16 protein-coding genes and 1 pseudogene are annotated in these 16370 nt (G+C 39.8%); 12 read left to right on the forward strand and 5 right to left on the reverse strand.

The features are described from left to right. Window positions 1–16 precede the first annotated feature (16 nt). Entirely contained in the window at window positions 17–715 is a 699-nt protein-coding gene (locus tag ABJH64_RS00530; protein ID WP_348275873.1) for a PKD domain-containing protein, read from the forward strand. A 75-nt stretch (window positions 716–790) separates the two neighbouring features. On the opposite strand, the gene ABJH64_RS00535 is transcribed toward ABJH64_RS00530, so the two are convergent. The 3 genes from ABJH64_RS00535 to ABJH64_RS00545 form a co-directional block, all read right to left on the reverse strand. Beyond that, window positions 791–1354: a hypothetical protein gene (locus ABJH64_RS00535; protein WP_348275872.1), complete on the reverse strand. Its 564-nt coding sequence runs from the start codon at window positions 1352–1354 to the stop codon at window positions 791–793. Between the two features lie 91 nt (window positions 1355–1445). After that, window positions 1446–4268, reverse strand: a complete 2823-nt coding sequence (locus ABJH64_RS00540; protein WP_348275871.1) for a prolyl oligopeptidase family serine peptidase — start codon at window positions 4266–4268, stop codon at window positions 1446–1448. A gap of 135 nt (window positions 4269–4403) precedes the next feature. After that, window positions 4404–4931: a hypothetical protein gene (locus ABJH64_RS00545; protein ID WP_348275870.1), complete on the reverse strand. Its 528-nt coding sequence runs from the start codon at window positions 4929–4931 to the stop codon at window positions 4404–4406. Between the two features lie 384 nt (window positions 4932–5315). On the opposite strand from ABJH64_RS00545, the gene ABJH64_RS00550 reads away from it, so the two are divergent. From ABJH64_RS00550 to ABJH64_RS00600, 11 genes and pseudogenes are all read left to right on the forward strand, one after another. Then, the gene (locus ABJH64_RS00550; RefSeq protein ID WP_348275869.1) at window positions 5316–5789 is read left to right on the forward strand and encodes an Lrp/AsnC ligand binding domain-containing protein; all 474 of its coding nucleotides are present in this window, start codon (window positions 5316–5318) and stop codon (window positions 5787–5789) included. 230 nt (window positions 5790–6019) lie between these two features. After that, window positions 6020–7465: a Fe-S cluster assembly protein SufB gene (gene sufB / locus ABJH64_RS00555; protein WP_348275868.1), complete on the forward strand. Its 1446-nt coding sequence runs from the start codon at window positions 6020–6022 to the stop codon at window positions 7463–7465. A gap of 35 nt (window positions 7466–7500) precedes the next feature. Further along, window positions 7501–7851: pseudogene (locus ABJH64_RS00560) on the forward strand (four helix bundle protein). An 89-nt stretch (window positions 7852–7940) separates the two neighbouring features. Then, a complete protein-coding gene (gene sufC, locus ABJH64_RS00565; protein ID WP_348275867.1) occupies window positions 7941–8705 on the forward strand; it encodes a Fe-S cluster assembly ATPase SufC in 765 nt (254 codons plus the stop codon). 22 nt (window positions 8706–8727) lie between these two features. Further along, complete coding sequence (gene sufD / locus ABJH64_RS00570) at window positions 8728–9996, forward strand: Fe-S cluster assembly protein SufD (RefSeq protein WP_348275866.1); 1269 nt, start codon at window positions 8728–8730, stop codon at window positions 9994–9996. 3 nt (window positions 9997–9999) lie between these two features. Further along, window positions 10000–11223 (forward strand): cysteine desulfurase, encoded by a 1224-nt coding sequence (locus ABJH64_RS00575; protein WP_348275865.1) that lies wholly within the window; start codon window positions 10000–10002, stop codon window positions 11221–11223. Beyond that, window positions 11220–11654, forward strand: coding sequence for a SufE family protein (locus ABJH64_RS00580; RefSeq protein ID WP_348275864.1), 435 nt, complete (start codon window positions 11220–11222; stop codon window positions 11652–11654). The genes ABJH64_RS00575 and ABJH64_RS00580 overlap by 4 nt, the downstream gene beginning before the upstream one ends. A 1-nt stretch (window position 11655) precedes the next feature. After that, a complete protein-coding gene (locus tag ABJH64_RS00585; protein ID WP_348275863.1) occupies window positions 11656–12000 on the forward strand; it encodes an iron-sulfur cluster assembly protein in 345 nt (114 codons plus the stop codon). Between the two features lie 27 nt (window positions 12001–12027). After that, window positions 12028–12450: a BrxA/BrxB family bacilliredoxin gene (locus ABJH64_RS00590; protein WP_348299314.1), complete on the forward strand. Its 423-nt coding sequence runs from the start codon at window positions 12028–12030 to the stop codon at window positions 12448–12450. Window positions 12451–12689: 239 nt separating this feature from the next. Continuing rightward, complete coding sequence (locus ABJH64_RS00595) at window positions 12690–13976, forward strand: citrate synthase (RefSeq protein ID WP_348275426.1); 1287 nt, start codon at window positions 12690–12692, stop codon at window positions 13974–13976. 116 nt (window positions 13977–14092) lie between these two features. Beyond that, on the forward strand, window positions 14093–14353 hold the full coding sequence (locus tag ABJH64_RS00600; RefSeq protein WP_348275427.1) for an acyl-CoA-binding protein: 261 nt from the start codon (window positions 14093–14095) through the stop codon (window positions 14351–14353). Window positions 14354–14626: 273 nt separating this feature from the next. Here the strand turns inward: ABJH64_RS00600 and ABJH64_RS00605 are convergent, their stop codons facing one another. Both ABJH64_RS00605 and ABJH64_RS00610 read right to left on the reverse strand, forming a co-directional pair. Further along, complete coding sequence (locus ABJH64_RS00605) at window positions 14627–15616, reverse strand: bile acid:sodium symporter family protein (RefSeq protein WP_348275428.1); 990 nt, start codon at window positions 15614–15616, stop codon at window positions 14627–14629. Further along, complete coding sequence (locus ABJH64_RS00610; RefSeq protein WP_348275448.1) at window positions 15613–16362, reverse strand: RNA methyltransferase; 750 nt, start codon at window positions 16360–16362, stop codon at window positions 15613–15615. The genes ABJH64_RS00605 and ABJH64_RS00610 overlap by 4 nt, the downstream gene beginning before the upstream one ends. Window positions 16363–16370 lie beyond the last annotated feature (8 nt).

The raw sequence follows: 16370 nt of genomic DNA on the forward strand, positions 1-16370 counted from the left end.
AAACTCTTTTATCCGCATGAAACTAAACTATCTAGGAGCGCTACTAATTTTTTTGGCAATCTTCAGTTGTTCCTCTGAAGATGAATACCCAGTAATTGAAGCAGATTTTGAAGTACAATCCGAAAAAACTTTAGCCTTGGTACCTGTGCAATTTGAATCGGTTGTAGATGGTGCTTATGCTTATTTCTGGGATTTCGGCAATGGCACCACCTCCAATGAGAAAATTGTATCTCCAATTTATGAAGAGCCAGGAACCTACACAGTAAGCTTAACTACTACCTCGCTCAATAAAGTAAAAAACACGGTACGCAAGGAGGTGAAAATCGGAGCTTATTTCATTAATAAAATAACTGCAATTCCAAGAGATGGGTATTCTAATGGAGATTTGTATTTTGGAATCCAACAAGACAAACCATCTGGCTGGATCAGTGTCTATGAGAATAAAATCCCTTATGAGCTTAGTTCCTCAGGGGAGCCTTTTCAGATCTCCACTCCAAAAATTGCATTTGGAGGAAATAGCTTTGATTATGGCCTTCCTATAATTGTCCTAGTTGACAACACTAGTAATACAGAACCTGCCAACTCATTCATACAGAGTGGTTCAGCAAAAATGGAGTTCTATGAAGAAGGGACTACAGGTAAGGTATTCCTCAACTTAAGATCTGCAGCTAAATATGATTTTGAACTAGAATTCAGCTATGAATTCGTAGATTAACAGCTACTACAACGTATAGAAAAGCCCTGAATCGACGCGATTCAGGGCTTTTTCTGTTACTTCTATCCCAAGTAATCAAATAGCTGCAAGACAAGTTTCAAACTCTTCCTGATGATTCCAGATAAAACATTGGGAATGCCCAAACATATCTACAACTGCTGAATAATTTCCATCGGTGATATGATGCAAACTCGTTTCTGCCGAAGGTTTTACCAAATTATATTTAGAAAAAAGTTCGGCTTCAATTTTTCGGAAATCACTCCCATAATCATACAGCCTAGAAAAAAGTCCAAAAATCTTATCGTCTGCACTCAAGGTATAAAGGCTCAAAGGTGACTTATTCTGTTTGGTCACGAACCTCGAAATTTTAAACTGTTTGCCAGAAATATTAAATTTTGAAATAGAGGAAGCACGAATACCTTTCAGTACTTCTAATCTACCATTCCAACATCCTTCAAATCCCACCGTCATTGGAACTGCCGTGGGATGGTGTCTTAGTTTGACTTTCAGTTCTTCCAGTATAGCTACTGGACTAGAAGAAGGCGCTTTGCCTTTGTATTGAGTCTCCACTTTTACGCCGTGGATGAGCACTTTTTTAATCTTGTACCCGGTGATGGTACTTTTAAATTTACTAAACATAACTAAGTTGTTGAAAAATCACGAAACAATTAGTGAATATATAAAAAAAAGGCCTCAACTTAACAATTGAGGCCTTTTTAGTAAAAATTAATTATTGCTCTAACTCATACTTAAGTGTCTTTCCTTTCTGTACAGCAGGCAAACCCTCTGACATCCATAGTGGTGCAGGAGCCCCTTTGAGGTAATGATCGAAAAATTGACTTAAACGGACGGACAAATCTTTTCTGTTTTTACGCTGTACCAAATTGTGATCTTCACCATTATATTGAAGCAACCAAGCTGGCTGATTCAGTCGCTTCAATGCCATAAACATCTCAATCCCTTGATACCACGGAACTGATCCATCTTCGTCATTGTGCATGATGAGTACTGGTGTTTTGACACGATCCATGAAAAACAACGGTGAATTCTCTATGTAATAAACTGGCTTTTCCCAAAGAGTCCCTCCAATTCTAGATTGCGTTTGCTCATATTGGAACATTCTGCTCATGCCAGTTCCCCATCTGATTCCACCATAAGCTGAAGTCATATTCACAACCGGCGCACCAGCTCCTGCGGCTTTGAACATATTCGTCTGGGTGATCAAATACGCCACTTGGTATCCACCCCAACTTTGGCCTTGGATCGCCATATTATCAGCATCCACATATCCTCGGGCAATCAAAGACTGGACTCCTGGAATGATGCAATTGTAAGCACTCGGACCTGGAAGCCCTAGATCATACTTGATATCTGGTACAAAAACTAGGTAATCGTTACTCACAAAGTAGGGTATATTGATGGTAGAAGCACTCGGTGCAGGTGATCTATAGTTGTGCAAGCCATCGCTATTCCGCTCATAGAAATACACCATCATCGGGTATTTTTTGGAAGCGTCAAAATTCTCCGGCTTGAAGAGTAAGCCTTGAAGAGGCTCACCATCATTGGTCAAATAATCCACTAATTCCACTGATCCCCAATTCACCCCGGCTTGCTGTGGGTTTAGATTGGATACTTTCTTGAGGTTTTTGAAAGTCAGGTCTGCCAAATACAAGTCTGGACTCTCCGCATAAGTTGACTTATTGAGAATAACTTCAGTGCTCTCCTCAGCTTTGGTCAGTCCAAAATATCTATGAGCTGACATAATTAGTTGCTTAGGTGTTGACTTTCCGTCAAATGACCCCATGAAATAACCTGCATCTTTGGTTTGCTCGTTAAAGGCGGTGAGCAGTAATTGACTTTTTGGGTCTATACTTCTTTCTTCTCTGTCTAGGTCTTGTCTTCTGAATACTGTATTAGTCTTTCTTCCAGCACCTTGGGTCAGATTCACTGCTGCAGCAGGACTTTTGGGATCTATTTTCCAAATATCAAATCGGTCATATACCAAAAATGCTTCATCGCCAGCTAGCCAACCCGCACTACCATAGCTTCCTGGTAAAGAAGGTGAGTCGTGAAGTTCTTCATAGAAAGCAAACGGTAAGTCTTTAGTCAGATTGATTTTGGACTTCTGAGCTAAATTATAAGCTACCCAACTGCTATCTCGCGAATCATACCAATACAGGTATTTTCCTTCAGGGGAAATGGAAGGAAATCCAGAAACATCTTTCTCAATGAGGGTTTTTGAGCCAGTTTTGAAATCCACCAAATACAAATCACGTCCAATCTGTACATCCCAGCTGTAGTTAATTCTATAAGGAGCATCCGTCCAGGCAATCCCGAACTCACGCTCAATTTTCGATTCTAAACTCACATTCTTCACCTCTAGATCAGCAAGTTGAGTGATTTTATCAGTAGCCAAATCTATAGTAGCCAAATAGGAAAACTTCTCCTCTCTACTCTTATTTTTCAGCTGCATAGGCTGAATCTCCGAATCTTGCCATCCCCAGATATCTAGACTAACTCGATCTTCATCCAAAATGGTCGTGTCGTTCTCGTATCCATAGTCAACATAGTCAGGCGACACGCCAAAAAACAAGCGAGTTTCATCTTCTGAGAACCGGATGTTTCCATCAGCACTAACTATTCCATTTGCCATGAGTCCTTCTGACCCTTTAGTTACCAACTCTTCTACTTCTCCCCCTTTACTCTCAGTTATAAAAAGCGAGTAATATGGCTTTTTGGCTTTGGTGGAATCGTCTGTAGAAACGTAGGCTAGGTATTTAGCTTGCGGAGAAAAAGTGACATCTGAATAAGAAGTCATTCCTTCAGATATCAACCTGCTTTCGCCGCTGGCCAGGTTTAGGATATAAATAGCTGCGTTGTCAAGCGTGTCTTCCTCCGCTAATTGGTACTGCAAAAATTCACCGTTTTTAGAGAAACCATAGGATTTGACCCGTTCGAAATCATAGCTCACCGAGCCATCCAATTTTCTAACCCGAAGTAGGGTTCCATCCGTTTTCTTCTGCTTTTCCACTTTTTTTGTGGAGTCAGTTTCGGTCTCTTTAGATGTTTTTTCCTTTTTTTCCTTTTCAAAATGAATCGCCACCCAACTTCCAGCTTCTTCAGGTGTTGCAAAGGACTTCACTCTTGGAAGTTTCTCTAGCTTATTTTCTGCCAAATTATAAATGAAAAGACTATCCGCAGGCAAATCGTCCTTCTTGGTTTTCTTTAGCTTCAATGCATAAAGTGTGTCTTTTTCAACTCCGATTTTGCCAACAGCAAACTTATCATCTGGGGTAAACAGATAGGATTGACCTCTAGGTATTAGTTGACGCTGATTTGGATTCTTGAAGGAAAATATTTCAATCCTCCCATCTCCATCCTGAGGATTCACCTGAAAACCAACCCATTGGCCGTTTTTAGAGATTTTTTGTGATCCCAAACTTTCCCATTGATCGTAATCTTGATGGGTAAGGGGACGCTTTTGCTGTGCAAAAAGGGTCTGAGAAAATAAGAGCAGTACTAACAGAGAGACTGCAAACCTTTCGATTTTCATTAGAATATGGATTTTAATTTTAACTCATCTGCGCTTGATAGAATCAAATACTATGAAGTATTCGATAAAGCACTACAGAAAAGTTAAAAATAAAAGCCTAAGCTCAGCAATCCCCAACCGCTTAAAAAAAATGACTTATTGTTTTTTAATAACTAATTCAAAAGTTTGCGTACCATAAGTTGAGTGACCAGGAATAGGTTTACAATCCGGCAACTTTCTTAAAACGTAGTCCAAACGCTCCTGAAGACCTTTGTCCACCTTTCCCAATACCTTGACTCCATTAAGTCGTCCACTGGAATTAACCTGCAATAGCACTTTCACTTCTTCATTTTTTGCGGATTTCTTGGTTCGGAAGATGAAAGGCGAATAGCTATTAATTTGTTCCAGAGTAGTTTCAGACCAAATCCAATGAGAATTAAGCTCCTTAGCTAAATTATCTTCTAGGGGAGTTAGCGGAAAAAAAATCAAATCAGAAGGCGTAGAAACTTTAGAAGTAGCAGACACATTTTCGACGGTCCTAAGTCGGAGATTATTGTACACCACGAAATTTTCATCCGCCACAGTGACTCCATTCGGAACCTGAGCAACAACATTCTCCCTTACTAAGGGTGTCAAAAAAAGAAGTGCGACAACAAAATAATTTAGGAATTTGGGTGAAATCATGGAATTAAAGAATTGGAAGATGATTAAGCAAAAATACACTAATTAAATTTTCAAATACAATTTTTTGCATTATAAGTTCAAAAAAGAGAAATAAAAAAGTCTCGCCATAAGCAAGACCCTTTTCAGAATATAAACCCAAATATAACTTTAGAGATTAAAAGTTTCTGTTGAGAATGAATTAAAATTTGGTGATGGAAATCATCGCAAATTAAAATTCGACTTTTTACTCCATGAACAAAATATTCAATTGAACATTTTTATCAAGTCCAAAGTAAGCAGATTTTGGTTTTAATTACAAATTGAAAAAAATATTTTGGTATATTTTGAACTATCTGTAATTTACAGGCAGATTCATTAACAATCATCCAAAATCACGCGATAAAAATGGACAAAATTTTAGATATCGATAACATTGACTTGAAGATTATTTCGCTTCTGAACGAGGACGCGAAGACACCTTACACCGAAATCGCCAAAAAAGTCTTTGTTTCTTCAGGTACTGTTCATGTAAGAATGAAAAAGTTGGAGGATATGGGGATTGTAAAAAGTGCCACCTTAAATATAGATTTCTCCAAACTCGGCTATGATATTTCTGCCTTCCTGGGGATTTATCTAGAAAAGAGCTCTCTTTATGACACTGTTATCGAGAAGTTGAAAACGATTTCTGAAGTAGTTAGCGCCTATTACACTACTGGAAACTATTCGATATTCGCAAAAATTATTTGCAGAGACACCAACCATCTAAGGCATGTACTGGATAATATCCAGAAAGTAGATGGGATCGATAGAACAGAAACGTTAATCGTGCTAGAAGAATCAATCAACCGTCCAATTCAGTTTTTCGACAAAGAAAAATAACATAATTAAGATCAAATCTAAACAAAGGATATATTCTGTCAGTTAATTAATCAAAGTATTGAACCTTCAATACTTTTTTTTTGTAAAGACGGTATAGAATAGGTAAAAAGGGCATTTCTGAAGGATTTTTGTATGAGCAATAGAATTATCCAATAGATCCAAATGCAATGTTTTCATTATATCTTATACCTTTGCAGTTAAAATGTAATTAGTCTAAATAACTCACAACCATGAGCAAAGACAACCAAATTTTAGAAGAACTAACGTCGAAAGAATACGAGCACGGATGGTCGGTCAATTATGAGGCCGATGAGGCTCCAGTAGGTTTGACTGAAGATACTATTCGCTGGATTTCTGCCAAAAAAGACGAGCCTAAATGGCTGTTAGACTGGAGATTAAAGGCTTTCAAAACATGGGAAACCATGTCGGAACCAAAGTGGGCCAATGTCCACTATCCTAAAATAGACTTGCAGTCCCTAAAATATTACTCTGCTCCAAAGCAGGCTAATAAACCGAAGAATCTCGATGAAGTAGATCCAGAGCTGCTCGATATATATAAGCGTCTGGGGATAAATCTGAACGAGCAAAAAAGACTTCAGGGAATTGCTGTTGATGCAGTGCTTGATTCTGTTTCAGTAGCGACCACTTTCAAAGGCACGCTTTCTAAGCTTGGGATAATCTTCTGTTCCTTCAGCGAAGCGGTCAAAGAGCATCCAGAGTTGGTGAAGAAATATCTTGGATCGGTGGTACCCATGACAGACAATTATTATGCGGCTTTGAACTCGGCAGTTTTCTCTGACGGCTCCTTTTGCTTTATTCCAAAAGGCGTTCGTTGTCCTATGGAGCTTTCTACCTACTTCCGAATCAATGCTGCTAACACCGGACAATTTGAAAGAACTCTCATTGTAGCAGAAGATGAATCATATTGTAGCTATCTGGAAGGGTGTACAGCTCCTCAGCGAGATGAGAATCAACTTCACGCTGCTGTAGTAGAGATTTACGCTGGTGCTCATGCAGAAGTAAAATATTCAACTGTACAGAACTGGTTTCCAGGCGATAAAGAAGGAAAAGGCGGGATTTATAACTTTGTGACAAAAAGAGGAATTTGTGCTGGAGACTTCTCCAAAATCTCTTGGACTCAAGTAGAAACAGGATCTGCGGTGACCTGGAAATATCCTTCTTGTATTCTTAAAGGAGACAATTCCATTGGTGAGTTTTACTCAGTAGCCGTCACTAATAATTATCAGCAGGCTGATACCGGAACAAAAATGATTCACATTGGTAAAAACACCAAATCAAGAATCGTATCCAAGGGTATTTCCGCAGGTAAATCTCAGAATTCCTATCGAGGTCAGGTTCAAGTGATGAAGCGTGCCACAAACGCGCGTAACTTCTCCCAATGTGACTCTTTATTAATGGGTGATCGCTGCGGAGCACATACCTTCCCATACATTGATATCAATAATTCTACTGCAAAGGTGGAGCATGAAGCTACTACTTCGAAAATCGGAGAAGATCAGCTTTTCTATTGCAACCAACGAGGAATATCCACTGAGGACGCAGTAGCCTTGATCGTTAATGGCTATGCAAAAGAGGTATTGAACCAGCTTCCTATGGAATTTGCGGTCGAAGCCCAGAAGCTTTTGGCTTTGACACTAGAGGGATCGGTGGGTTAAAAGAATTTGAGATTTGAAATTTCTGATTTGAAATTATGGCAACCATCACTCACTTTGAAGATTTAGAAATCTGGAAAAAGGCGAGAGAATATTGCAGAATCATCTCAAACCTAACTCAACAAGAAGGTTTTAGGAATGATTTCAGTCTGAAAAATCAAATTAATTCTTCTTCAGGATCAATTATGGATAATATAGCTGAATGTTTTGAGCGATAAGGAAAAAAAGAATTTATTCAATTCTTAAGTATTCCTAAAGCTTCAGCAGGCGAGTCAAGGTCTCAGTTATATAGAGCTTTTGACAGAAATTACATAACTGAAGAAACACTTCATGTGACTAGTGAAAAGAGTCTAGAAATTAGTCAGTCAATTTCCGGATTTATAAAATAATTAAAAGATAGTGAGATTAAAGGAAACAAGTTTAAAAGCTTAGAATAAGGTTTCCTGAATTTCAAATATCAAATGTCAAATTTAAGATTATGTTAACAATAAAGAATTTGCACGCTTCTATCGAAGGAACTCCAATCCTCAGAGGCATCAACCTAGAAGTGAAAGCTGGAGAAGTTCATGCGATCATGGGACCTAACGGCTCTGGTAAATCTACCCTTGCCTCGGTTTTAGCTGGCAGAGAGGAATATGAGGTCACAGAAGGTGAGGTGATATTCCAGAACAAAGATTTATTGGAACTGTCTCCTGAAGATAGAGCCAGAGAGGGTGTTTTTCTTGCCTTCCAATATCCTGTAGAAATTCCAGGAGTAAGCTCAACAAACTTCTTGAGAACTGCGGTGAATCAAGTAAGAGAGTATCGTGGGGAAGAAGCTTTGGACGCTGTGAAATTCCTGACCATGATGAAGGAGAAAATGAAATTGGTTGAGATGGATCAGAAACTTTTGAGTCGCTCCTTAAATGAAGGTTTCTCAGGTGGAGAAAAGAAAAGAAACGAGATCTTCCAAATGGCGATGCTCGCTCCTACCCTTTCTATCCTAGATGAAACGGATTCTGGCTTGGATATCGATGCACTTAGAATTGTATCTAATGGTGTCAATCAGCTGAAATCAAAAGACAATGCTACCATTGTAGTCACTCACTACCAGCGATTGTTGGATTATATTGTTCCTGACTACGTTCATGTTTTGTACAACGGACGAATCGTAAAATCAGGCACTAAAGAGCTTGCACTAGAGCTAGAAGAAAAAGGATACGATTGGATCAAAGAAGAAGTTGATTCCAAAGCTACCGTTTGATTTTCATCCTAAAACATCACTCATGAGTACGCTTATCAAACAAGACTTACTTGGAGAATTACTGGCAACTACTGGTACTGGCTTCACAACTGTACGAGCAGCTGGAAAGGAAGCTTTCCAAGCCCAAGGATTCCCTACCAATAAATCGGAAGAGTACAAGTTCACAGCTATCACTAAAAAGATTGAGCAAAGCATCCAAAACTTTGCGCCAGCCGCAGCTTTTGAGCTTACCGCTGAGCAAGTGAAGGATAATGTATTTGAAGGTTTTGAGGGAGACGTATTGGTTTTTGCCAACGGACATTTCCAACCAGCTCTTTCTTCCAAGATCAATGAGGTAGAAGTTTCTATCCTTACAGAAAAAACTGACTTAGCCGTTGGGAGTATAGCAAAACCTGAAAAGGATCCATTTTGTGCATTGAATCAAAATTCTTTTGAAGGAGGAATCTTCATTTCCGTCCCTAAAAAAGCACAGGTTCAAAAGCCGATTTTGTTTCTGAATTTCTACAAAGCTAATGCAGGACAAGTGATCCAACCAAGAGTTTGGATCGAAGCTGGTGATTTTGCAGAAGTGACTTTCATCAATCACAGTGTCAACTTGAGTGACTCTCCATATTTTGTCAACAAAGTAGTGGAAGTGAAAGGTGGCCTAAATTCTCAGATTCGCTTTTACAAGCTTCAAAATGAAGGTAAAAATGCTATCGAAGTAAGTAACATCGAAACAGACATACAGAAAGACGGGAGATTCACTTCGGTGAATATTTCACTTTCAGGAGAAATGGTCAGAAATAACCTGAGTCTAAATATCCTTGGGAGCAATTCTGAAGGAAATATGTACGGACTATACCTGTTGAATGGAAAGTCCCACGTCGATAATCACACCAATGTAGATCACACCGTTCCTCATTGTGAATCAAATGAACTGTATAAAGGAATACTTACAGACAGTTCTAGAGGGGTTTTCAACGGAAAGATTTTCGTAAGACAAGACGCTCAAAAAACTAACGCCTTCCAGCAAAACAACAATATTCTTCTTTCCGAAGATGCTGTAGTAAACACCAAGCCTCAATTAGAAATCTGGGCAGACGACGTGAAATGTTCCCATGGCTGCACTACTGGTCAGCTAGACGAGGAGGCCCTATTCTATCTACAGGCTAGAGGAATTGGCAAGCTTCAGGCGAAGGGTTTGTTACTTTATGCAGTGGCAGGTGAGGTATTAGAACATATTACTGACGAAAGCTTCCGCGAATATTGCATCGCTAAAGTTCAAGAGCGCTTAGGATCTAACTTCTAAGGCATGGCACTAGACATATCAAAAATCAGAAGTTTGTTTCCGGTACTTCATCAAGAAGTTCACGGCAAGCCTTTGGTGTATTTTGACAATGCTGCTACCACACAAAAGCCTCAGTCTGTTCTAGATTCGTTGACCAACTATTACGAAAAGGACAATTCCAATATCCACCGAGGAGCTCATGCCTTGGCAGATCGGGCCACGCGCTATTTCGAAGAAACGCGTGAAGCAGTTCAGCATTTCATCAACGCGCGTGAAGCTGCAGAGGTGATTTTCACCAAAGGTACTACCGAAGGAATTAACTTAGTTTCTTCTACTTTTGGAAGAAAAAATATTGGAAAAAATGACGAGATCATCATTTCCACACTTGAGCACCATTCGAATATAGTGCCTTGGCAAATGCTCTGTGAAGAAAAAGGTGCTAGTTTAAAAATAATCCCTATCAACGATGCTGGTGAGATTCTTTTCGAAGAATTTGAAAAGCTCTTGTCCTCAAAAACCAAATTAGTAAGCATAGTTCATGCTTCTAATGCGCTTGGCACTATAAATCCCGTCAAGAAACTAATTGACGCGGCACATGCAGTTGGTGCGAAGGTAATCCTAGATGGAGCTCAAAGCGCTAGCCACCTGCCTATTGATGTGCAAGAGTTAGACTGTGACTTCTTCGTGTTTTCTGCACATAAACTCTACGGCCCAACTGGTCTAGGTTGCTTATATGGAAAAAGGGAAGTTTTTGAATCTATGCCTCCATACCAAGGTGGCGGAGAGATGATCAAAGAGGTGACGTTTGAAAAGACCACCTATAATGACATTCCTTTCAAATTCGAGGCTGGAACACCAAATATAGGGGACGTAATCGCATTCAAAGCAGCACTTGACTTCATAAATGAACAGGGTAAGAATTCTATCCGAGCGCATGAAGATCAATTGCTAACTTATGCCAACGAACAGTTGCATCAAATCAAGGGTTTTGTTCCGGTAGGAATCGCCCAGGAAAAAGTATCCGTACTCTCTTTCAATATTCAAGCAATGCATCCGTACGATGTCGGCATGATGCTGGATGCAAATGGAATTGCGGTACGCACTGGTCATCATTGCACGCAACCTTTAATGAAAAGATTGGGATTAGAAGGAACCGTTAGAGCCTCCTTTGCAGTTTATAATACCAAATCAGAAATAGACAAACTGGTGGAAGGCGTAAGCCGAATCGCCCGAATTAAAAACAAATGAGTAGTATTCAGGAAGTTCAAGATGAGATTGTTTCGGATTTTGAAATCCTCGGGGATGATAAAGAATCCACCATATATTACATCATGGAAATAGGTGGAAGCCTGGAAGAATTTCCTGATTCAGAAAGAATTGAGGAGAACACAATCAAGGGCTGTCAATCCAAAGTTTGGCTAATCGCCAAGGAAAAAGATGGCAAAATTCACTTTCAAGCGGATTCCAATACAGATATTACCAAAGGTTTGATTACCCTTTTGCTGAGAGTATTGAACTATCGCAGCCCAGAAGAGATTATTAACGCAGAGCTTGATTTCGTAGAAAGAATAGGGATGGGCTCTATCATTGGTAGCCAACGATCCAATGGTTTTGCCTCGATGATCAAGCAAATCAAACTTTACGCTTTAGCTATTCAAAGCCAGCAAAACGTCTCATAGAATGTCAACAGAAAGCAAAACAGAAACATCAGTAGGACAAGTAGAAAACCTCAAGGAGAAGGTAATTTCAGCGATTAAGTTGGTTTACGACCCTGAGATTCCTGTGGATGTGTACGATTTGGGTTTGATCTACGAGATCACTGTTTATCCTGTAAATAATGTCTATGTCCTCATGACCTTGACATCTCCTAATTGTCCTTCGGCGGAATTCATTCCCTCAGAGATTAAGGACAAAATCCAGCAGATTCAGGGCATCAATAATGTGGAGATTGAATTGACTTTTGACCCACCCTATTCACAGGACATGATGTCAGAAGCCGCCAAGCTTGAGTTGGGTTTCCTATAATAAAGAACTATATAAACTAGTATCACTATGTATCCAGAAGAATTGATCGCTCCGATGAGAGCGGAACTTTCCAATGTAGGGTTTGAAGAATTCAGAACAGCAGAACAAGTTGCATCGCATTTAGGATCCGAGCACAAAGGAACCACGCTAATCGTGGTAAATTCCGTCTGTGGCTGTGCAGCAGGTGCAGCTAGACCAGGAGTGGCCTTTGCAGTAGAAAATGCAAAAATAAAACCTACTACACTAGCCACTGTCTTTGCCGGCAATGATAGAGAAGCTGTAGAAAAAGTAAGAGAACTATGCCTTCCTTATCCCCCATCTTCTCCAGCTATGGCGCTTTTCAAGGATGGAGAATTGGTGCATTTTATCGAGCGTCACCATATTGAAGGAAGAAATGCTAAAATGATCGGCGACCACTTAGTGGAAGTATTCGAGCATTTCTGTGCCTAAAACTAGCCCCTCGGGGCTTTTTTTATTAGTTAAGTCAAACTTTCAAAGGCAATGAGCTAGACTTATTTTGCATATCGAATAAAATTTCAAAATGATATGCTTTAATTCGTCAAACAATTTACGCTCTATACGATTATTATTCCATTAGACACATTCTAAAGCCGAAAAACAGCCTGATTTTATTATCTTAAGGCCTTCTTATTAGGTTTTTTCAAATACGCAATCCAAACAAAAATTATATGTCTGAATCAGCTAAGCTTTCTTTCAAAGGACAAGACTATGAATTTCCAGTAATCACTGGAACAGAAAATGAATCAGCGATAGATATCGCAAAACTAAGAGCAGCCTCGGGATTGATCACCCTTGACCCGGGATACAAAAACACTGGCGCTACTACTAGTGCAATTACATTTTTAGATGGAGAAGAAGGCATTCTTCGCTACAGAGGATACAGAATTGAAGACTTGGCTGAGAAGTCCACCTTCCTGGAAGTATCTTATTTATTGATTTACGGTGAACTTCCTACTCAGGCGGAGTATGAAAATTTCTCCAAAGAGATCACGCATCACACCTTAGTTCATGAGGATATCAAAAAGATATTGGAAGGCTTCCCTTCAAATGCGCACCCTATGGGCGTTCTTTCTTCTTTGATCTGTGCATTGACAGCTTTCTATCCAGATTCTTTGAATCCGAATAGAAACAAGGACGAGGTGAACCTGAGCATAGTACGTTTGATCGCTAAAATGCCAACTTTCGCTGCTTGGGCATACAAAAATGAAATGGGCCACCCGGTCAACTATCCAGACAATTCTCTGGATTACTGCTCAAACTTCTTGAAAATGATGTTTGCCCTGCCAGCAGAAAAATATGACGTAGATCCAGTAGTCTCTTCTGCCCTCGACAAGCTATTGATTCTTCATGCAGATCACGAGCAAAACTGCTCTACCTCTACTGTAAGAATTGTTGGTTCATCACAAGCAAGTATCTATGCTTCCATCTCTGCGGGGATAAACGCCCTTTGGGGACCACTTCATGGAGGAGCCAATCAGTCAGTGATAGAAATGCTCGAAGCAATCAAAGCTGATGGTGGAGACGCTAAAAAGTATTTGGATAAAGCAAAAGACAAAAACGATCCATTCAGACTGATGGGCTTTGGACATAGAGTTTATAAAAACTTCGATCCTAGAGCAAAAATCATCAAAAAAGCAGCAGACGATGTGCTAGAGAAATTAGGCGTAAACGATCCTGTACTGGAAATCGCCAAAGAACTAGAGCATGCTGCGCTCAACGACCAATACTTCATCGATCGTCAATTATATCCAAACGTAGATTTCTACTCTGGAATCATCTACAGAGCACTAGGAATCCCTACTGATATGTTCACAGTGATGTTTGCGCTTGGAAGACTTCCAGGCTGGATTGCACAGTGGAAAGAAATGCGTGAAAACGGAGAGCCAATCGGCAGACCAAGACAAGTATATACTGGTGCGAATGAACGCGACTATGTATCTATGAATAAAAGATAGGTAATACAAATACCCGATTAGAAAATAACCAGCTCATTCGGCTGGTTATTTTTTATGGAAAAAATCACCCCAAGAAAACAATTTACCGTTATCACCCCTAAACCAACCTAAACCAAATGTCACCCCAAACATTAGAAGAAGCAGTAACGCTTACCAAAAAATTCACTGAGAAACCGACCAACGAGGAATTACTCAAACTTTATGGATTGTATAAGCAAGCCACAGAAGGTGATAATGAAACAGAACGTCCTGGAGGTTTTGACTTCAAAGCCGCAGCCAAATACAATGCCTGGTTAAACATCAAAGGAACATCCAAAGAAGACGCCGAAACTCAATATGTCAACTTAGTGAAAGAACTGGCTGTCAAGTACATTTAATTAAATGATTATCCGCTTTTGTACCAGTATGCAGTCAAAAAAGAATATGTTAAACTTAAGAATTGAGGCCGCCTCGGTGATCGGTATTCCAACTAGATAAGCAAAGAAGCTGGGGTGACTGGCGTCTTTGCGGATAATTAGATTTAATAGTCAAAAATAGTTGGCAAACCACCTTATAACAACCTGATATTTAGATTATTAGAAAACCTTTATTGAACGTGGTTTCAATAAAGGTTTTTTTGATTCCAAAAACTTCAGAAAACAATAGTCACCTCACTCTCCCTTTTTGGCCATGCTCGATGCAATGATGCTTCCAGCGATCAACTGCTGAATGTGGTAAAGCATCACTGGTAACAGCACGATCCCAAATAACGCCGGGTCAGGAAATATCACCTTTCCAATGACTACACCTTGCACGAGAGACTTTTTCGATCCACAAAACAGCGCAGTGATCCTATCTTCCCAAGAAAAGCCCAATGCCTTGCAGGTAATAGAAATAAGCAACCACACCAAAAAGAATAATGCTAACATCGTCGCTCCTACTTCCAGCAGCACTGATCCTTCGTAAGGAGAAAATACATTTTGCGAAAAAGACTGAGCAAACGTGGTAAAAACGATGATCATGATGACCGTTTGATCTATGTATTTCAAATAAGAAATATGCTTGGCTATTCTGGGATACAACCAATTATGAGACATAACCCCAAGAATAACAGGCAGTAAAACTTTAAGAGAAAGCTCACCCAGGGTAGGCAGATAATCCATTTGAATATCTGCAGAACCTGCCAAAAATCCCATCCAGGCAGGAGTAATCACAATCCCTATCAGGCTAGAAATACTGGCATTGAATATTGCACCGGGAATATTTCCTCCTGCTATTGAGACCATCACCACTGATGCACTTACTGTAGAAGGAAGGACCGACAAATAGGTAATTCCAATTTTAAAATCCTTATCTATCCACGGCATGTACGACGAGATAAGCATCACGAGCAGCGGAAACAGCAAAAAAGTAGAAACCTGAATGAGGACGTGAAGTCGCCAGTTGGACAAGCCGGATTTAAGTTCTTTGGGGTTGAGTTTGACACCATAGAAAAAGAAAACCAATCCAATTCCTACATTAATGATGGGTTTCCATGGTACTGGAGATTCACTCGAGCCTGCGAATGGAAAAAGCCAGGCAAAGAAAATCGCCGCAAGCAACCCCACTAAAAACCCATTGATCCCGACTTTGCTGAGCGTCCTGGCTAATTTCTCAATCATCCTAAAGTCAGGCGTTTGAAATTATCACATAAAATAGCAGTAGCGATGGCGACGTTCAGTGATTCTGCCTCGCCAAAACCTGGAATAGTGACTTTGTTTGTCACAGATTTTTCTAATGCCTGAGAAATCCCATTTGACTCATTGCCCATCAAAATCACTCCAGGAGAAATATGATTGAGTTCGTGTACGTTTTTCCCATCTAAAAATGCTCCATACACGGGTACATTCCAATTTTTGAAAACTGAGTCAAGATCCGCATAAAAAAAACTCACCCGAGTGAAAGAGCCCATGCTTGACTGAATTACTTTTGGATTATAGAAATCAGCTGTTTGAGCAGAGAAAACCAAGTTTTTGATCCCGTACCAATCCGCAATTCTAATGATAGTCCCTAGATTCCCAGGATCTCGGACATCATCCAATGCGATCACGAAGCCGTCTGCGGGAAATTCAAAAGGATGATTAGCCTTCATGTCCACTACAGCCAAGGCACTATCATTGCTTTGATATTGACCTAGCGATTCCAGTTGGTGTTGAGTGGCAAGAATCAGTTGGGCATTGGAGCGGGAAATTAATGTAGTATTCTTTTCAGCAAAAGCTTCAGTAGCCACTACTAAAGATATCCTAAAGTCAGCGTTCAAAACTTCTAAAACACTCTTTTCACCTTCTACAAAGAACTTCTGCTCCTGATTTCGGAATTTCTTTTGATGTAAGGATTTAATAAACTTAACTGTATTTTTGCTAAGCATTCGGATCG

This window comes from Algoriphagus sp., assembly GCF_039969895.1.
Lineage (GTDB): Bacteria > Bacteroidota > Bacteroidia > Cytophagales > Cyclobacteriaceae > Algoriphagus.

What these genes read in the sequence shown, in the direction of transcription:
- ABJH64_RS00530 (WP_348275873.1), top strand. Translation starts at nt 17, where the DNA reads ATGAAACTAAACTATCTAGGAGCGCTACTAATTTTTTTGGCAATCTTC.
- ABJH64_RS00535 (WP_348275872.1), bottom strand. Translation starts at nt 1,354, where the DNA reads ATGTTTAGTAAATTTAAAAGTACCATCACCGGGTACAAGATTAAAAAA.
- ABJH64_RS00540 (WP_348275871.1), bottom strand. Translation starts at nt 4,268, where the DNA reads ATGAAAATCGAAAGGTTTGCAGTCTCTCTGTTAGTACTGCTCTTATTT.
- ABJH64_RS00545 (WP_348275870.1), bottom strand. Translation starts at nt 4,931, where the DNA reads ATGATTTCACCCAAATTCCTAAATTATTTTGTTGTCGCACTTCTTTTT.
- ABJH64_RS00550 (WP_348275869.1), top strand. Translation starts at nt 5,316, where the DNA reads ATGGACAAAATTTTAGATATCGATAACATTGACTTGAAGATTATTTCG.
- sufB (WP_348275868.1), top strand. Translation starts at nt 6,020, where the DNA reads ATGAGCAAAGACAACCAAATTTTAGAAGAACTAACGTCGAAAGAATAC.
- sufC (WP_348275867.1), top strand. Translation starts at nt 7,941, where the DNA reads ATGTTAACAATAAAGAATTTGCACGCTTCTATCGAAGGAACTCCAATC.
- sufD (WP_348275866.1), top strand. Translation starts at nt 8,728, where the DNA reads ATGAGTACGCTTATCAAACAAGACTTACTTGGAGAATTACTGGCAACT.
- ABJH64_RS00575 (WP_348275865.1), top strand. Translation starts at nt 10,000, where the DNA reads ATGGCACTAGACATATCAAAAATCAGAAGTTTGTTTCCGGTACTTCAT.
- ABJH64_RS00580 (WP_348275864.1), top strand. Translation starts at nt 11,220, where the DNA reads ATGAGTAGTATTCAGGAAGTTCAAGATGAGATTGTTTCGGATTTTGAA.
- ABJH64_RS00585 (WP_348275863.1), top strand. Translation starts at nt 11,656, where the DNA reads ATGTCAACAGAAAGCAAAACAGAAACATCAGTAGGACAAGTAGAAAAC.
- ABJH64_RS00590 (WP_348299314.1), top strand. Translation starts at nt 12,028, where the DNA reads ATGTATCCAGAAGAATTGATCGCTCCGATGAGAGCGGAACTTTCCAAT.
- ABJH64_RS00595 (WP_348275426.1), top strand. Translation starts at nt 12,690, where the DNA reads ATGTCTGAATCAGCTAAGCTTTCTTTCAAAGGACAAGACTATGAATTT.
- ABJH64_RS00600 (WP_348275427.1), top strand. Translation starts at nt 14,093, where the DNA reads ATGTCACCCCAAACATTAGAAGAAGCAGTAACGCTTACCAAAAAATTC.
- ABJH64_RS00605 (WP_348275428.1), bottom strand. Translation starts at nt 15,616, where the DNA reads ATGATTGAGAAATTAGCCAGGACGCTCAGCAAAGTCGGGATCAATGGG.
- ABJH64_RS00610 (WP_348275448.1), bottom strand. Translation starts at nt 16,362, where the DNA reads ATGCTTAGCAAAAATACAGTTAAGTTTATTAAATCCTTACATCAAAAG.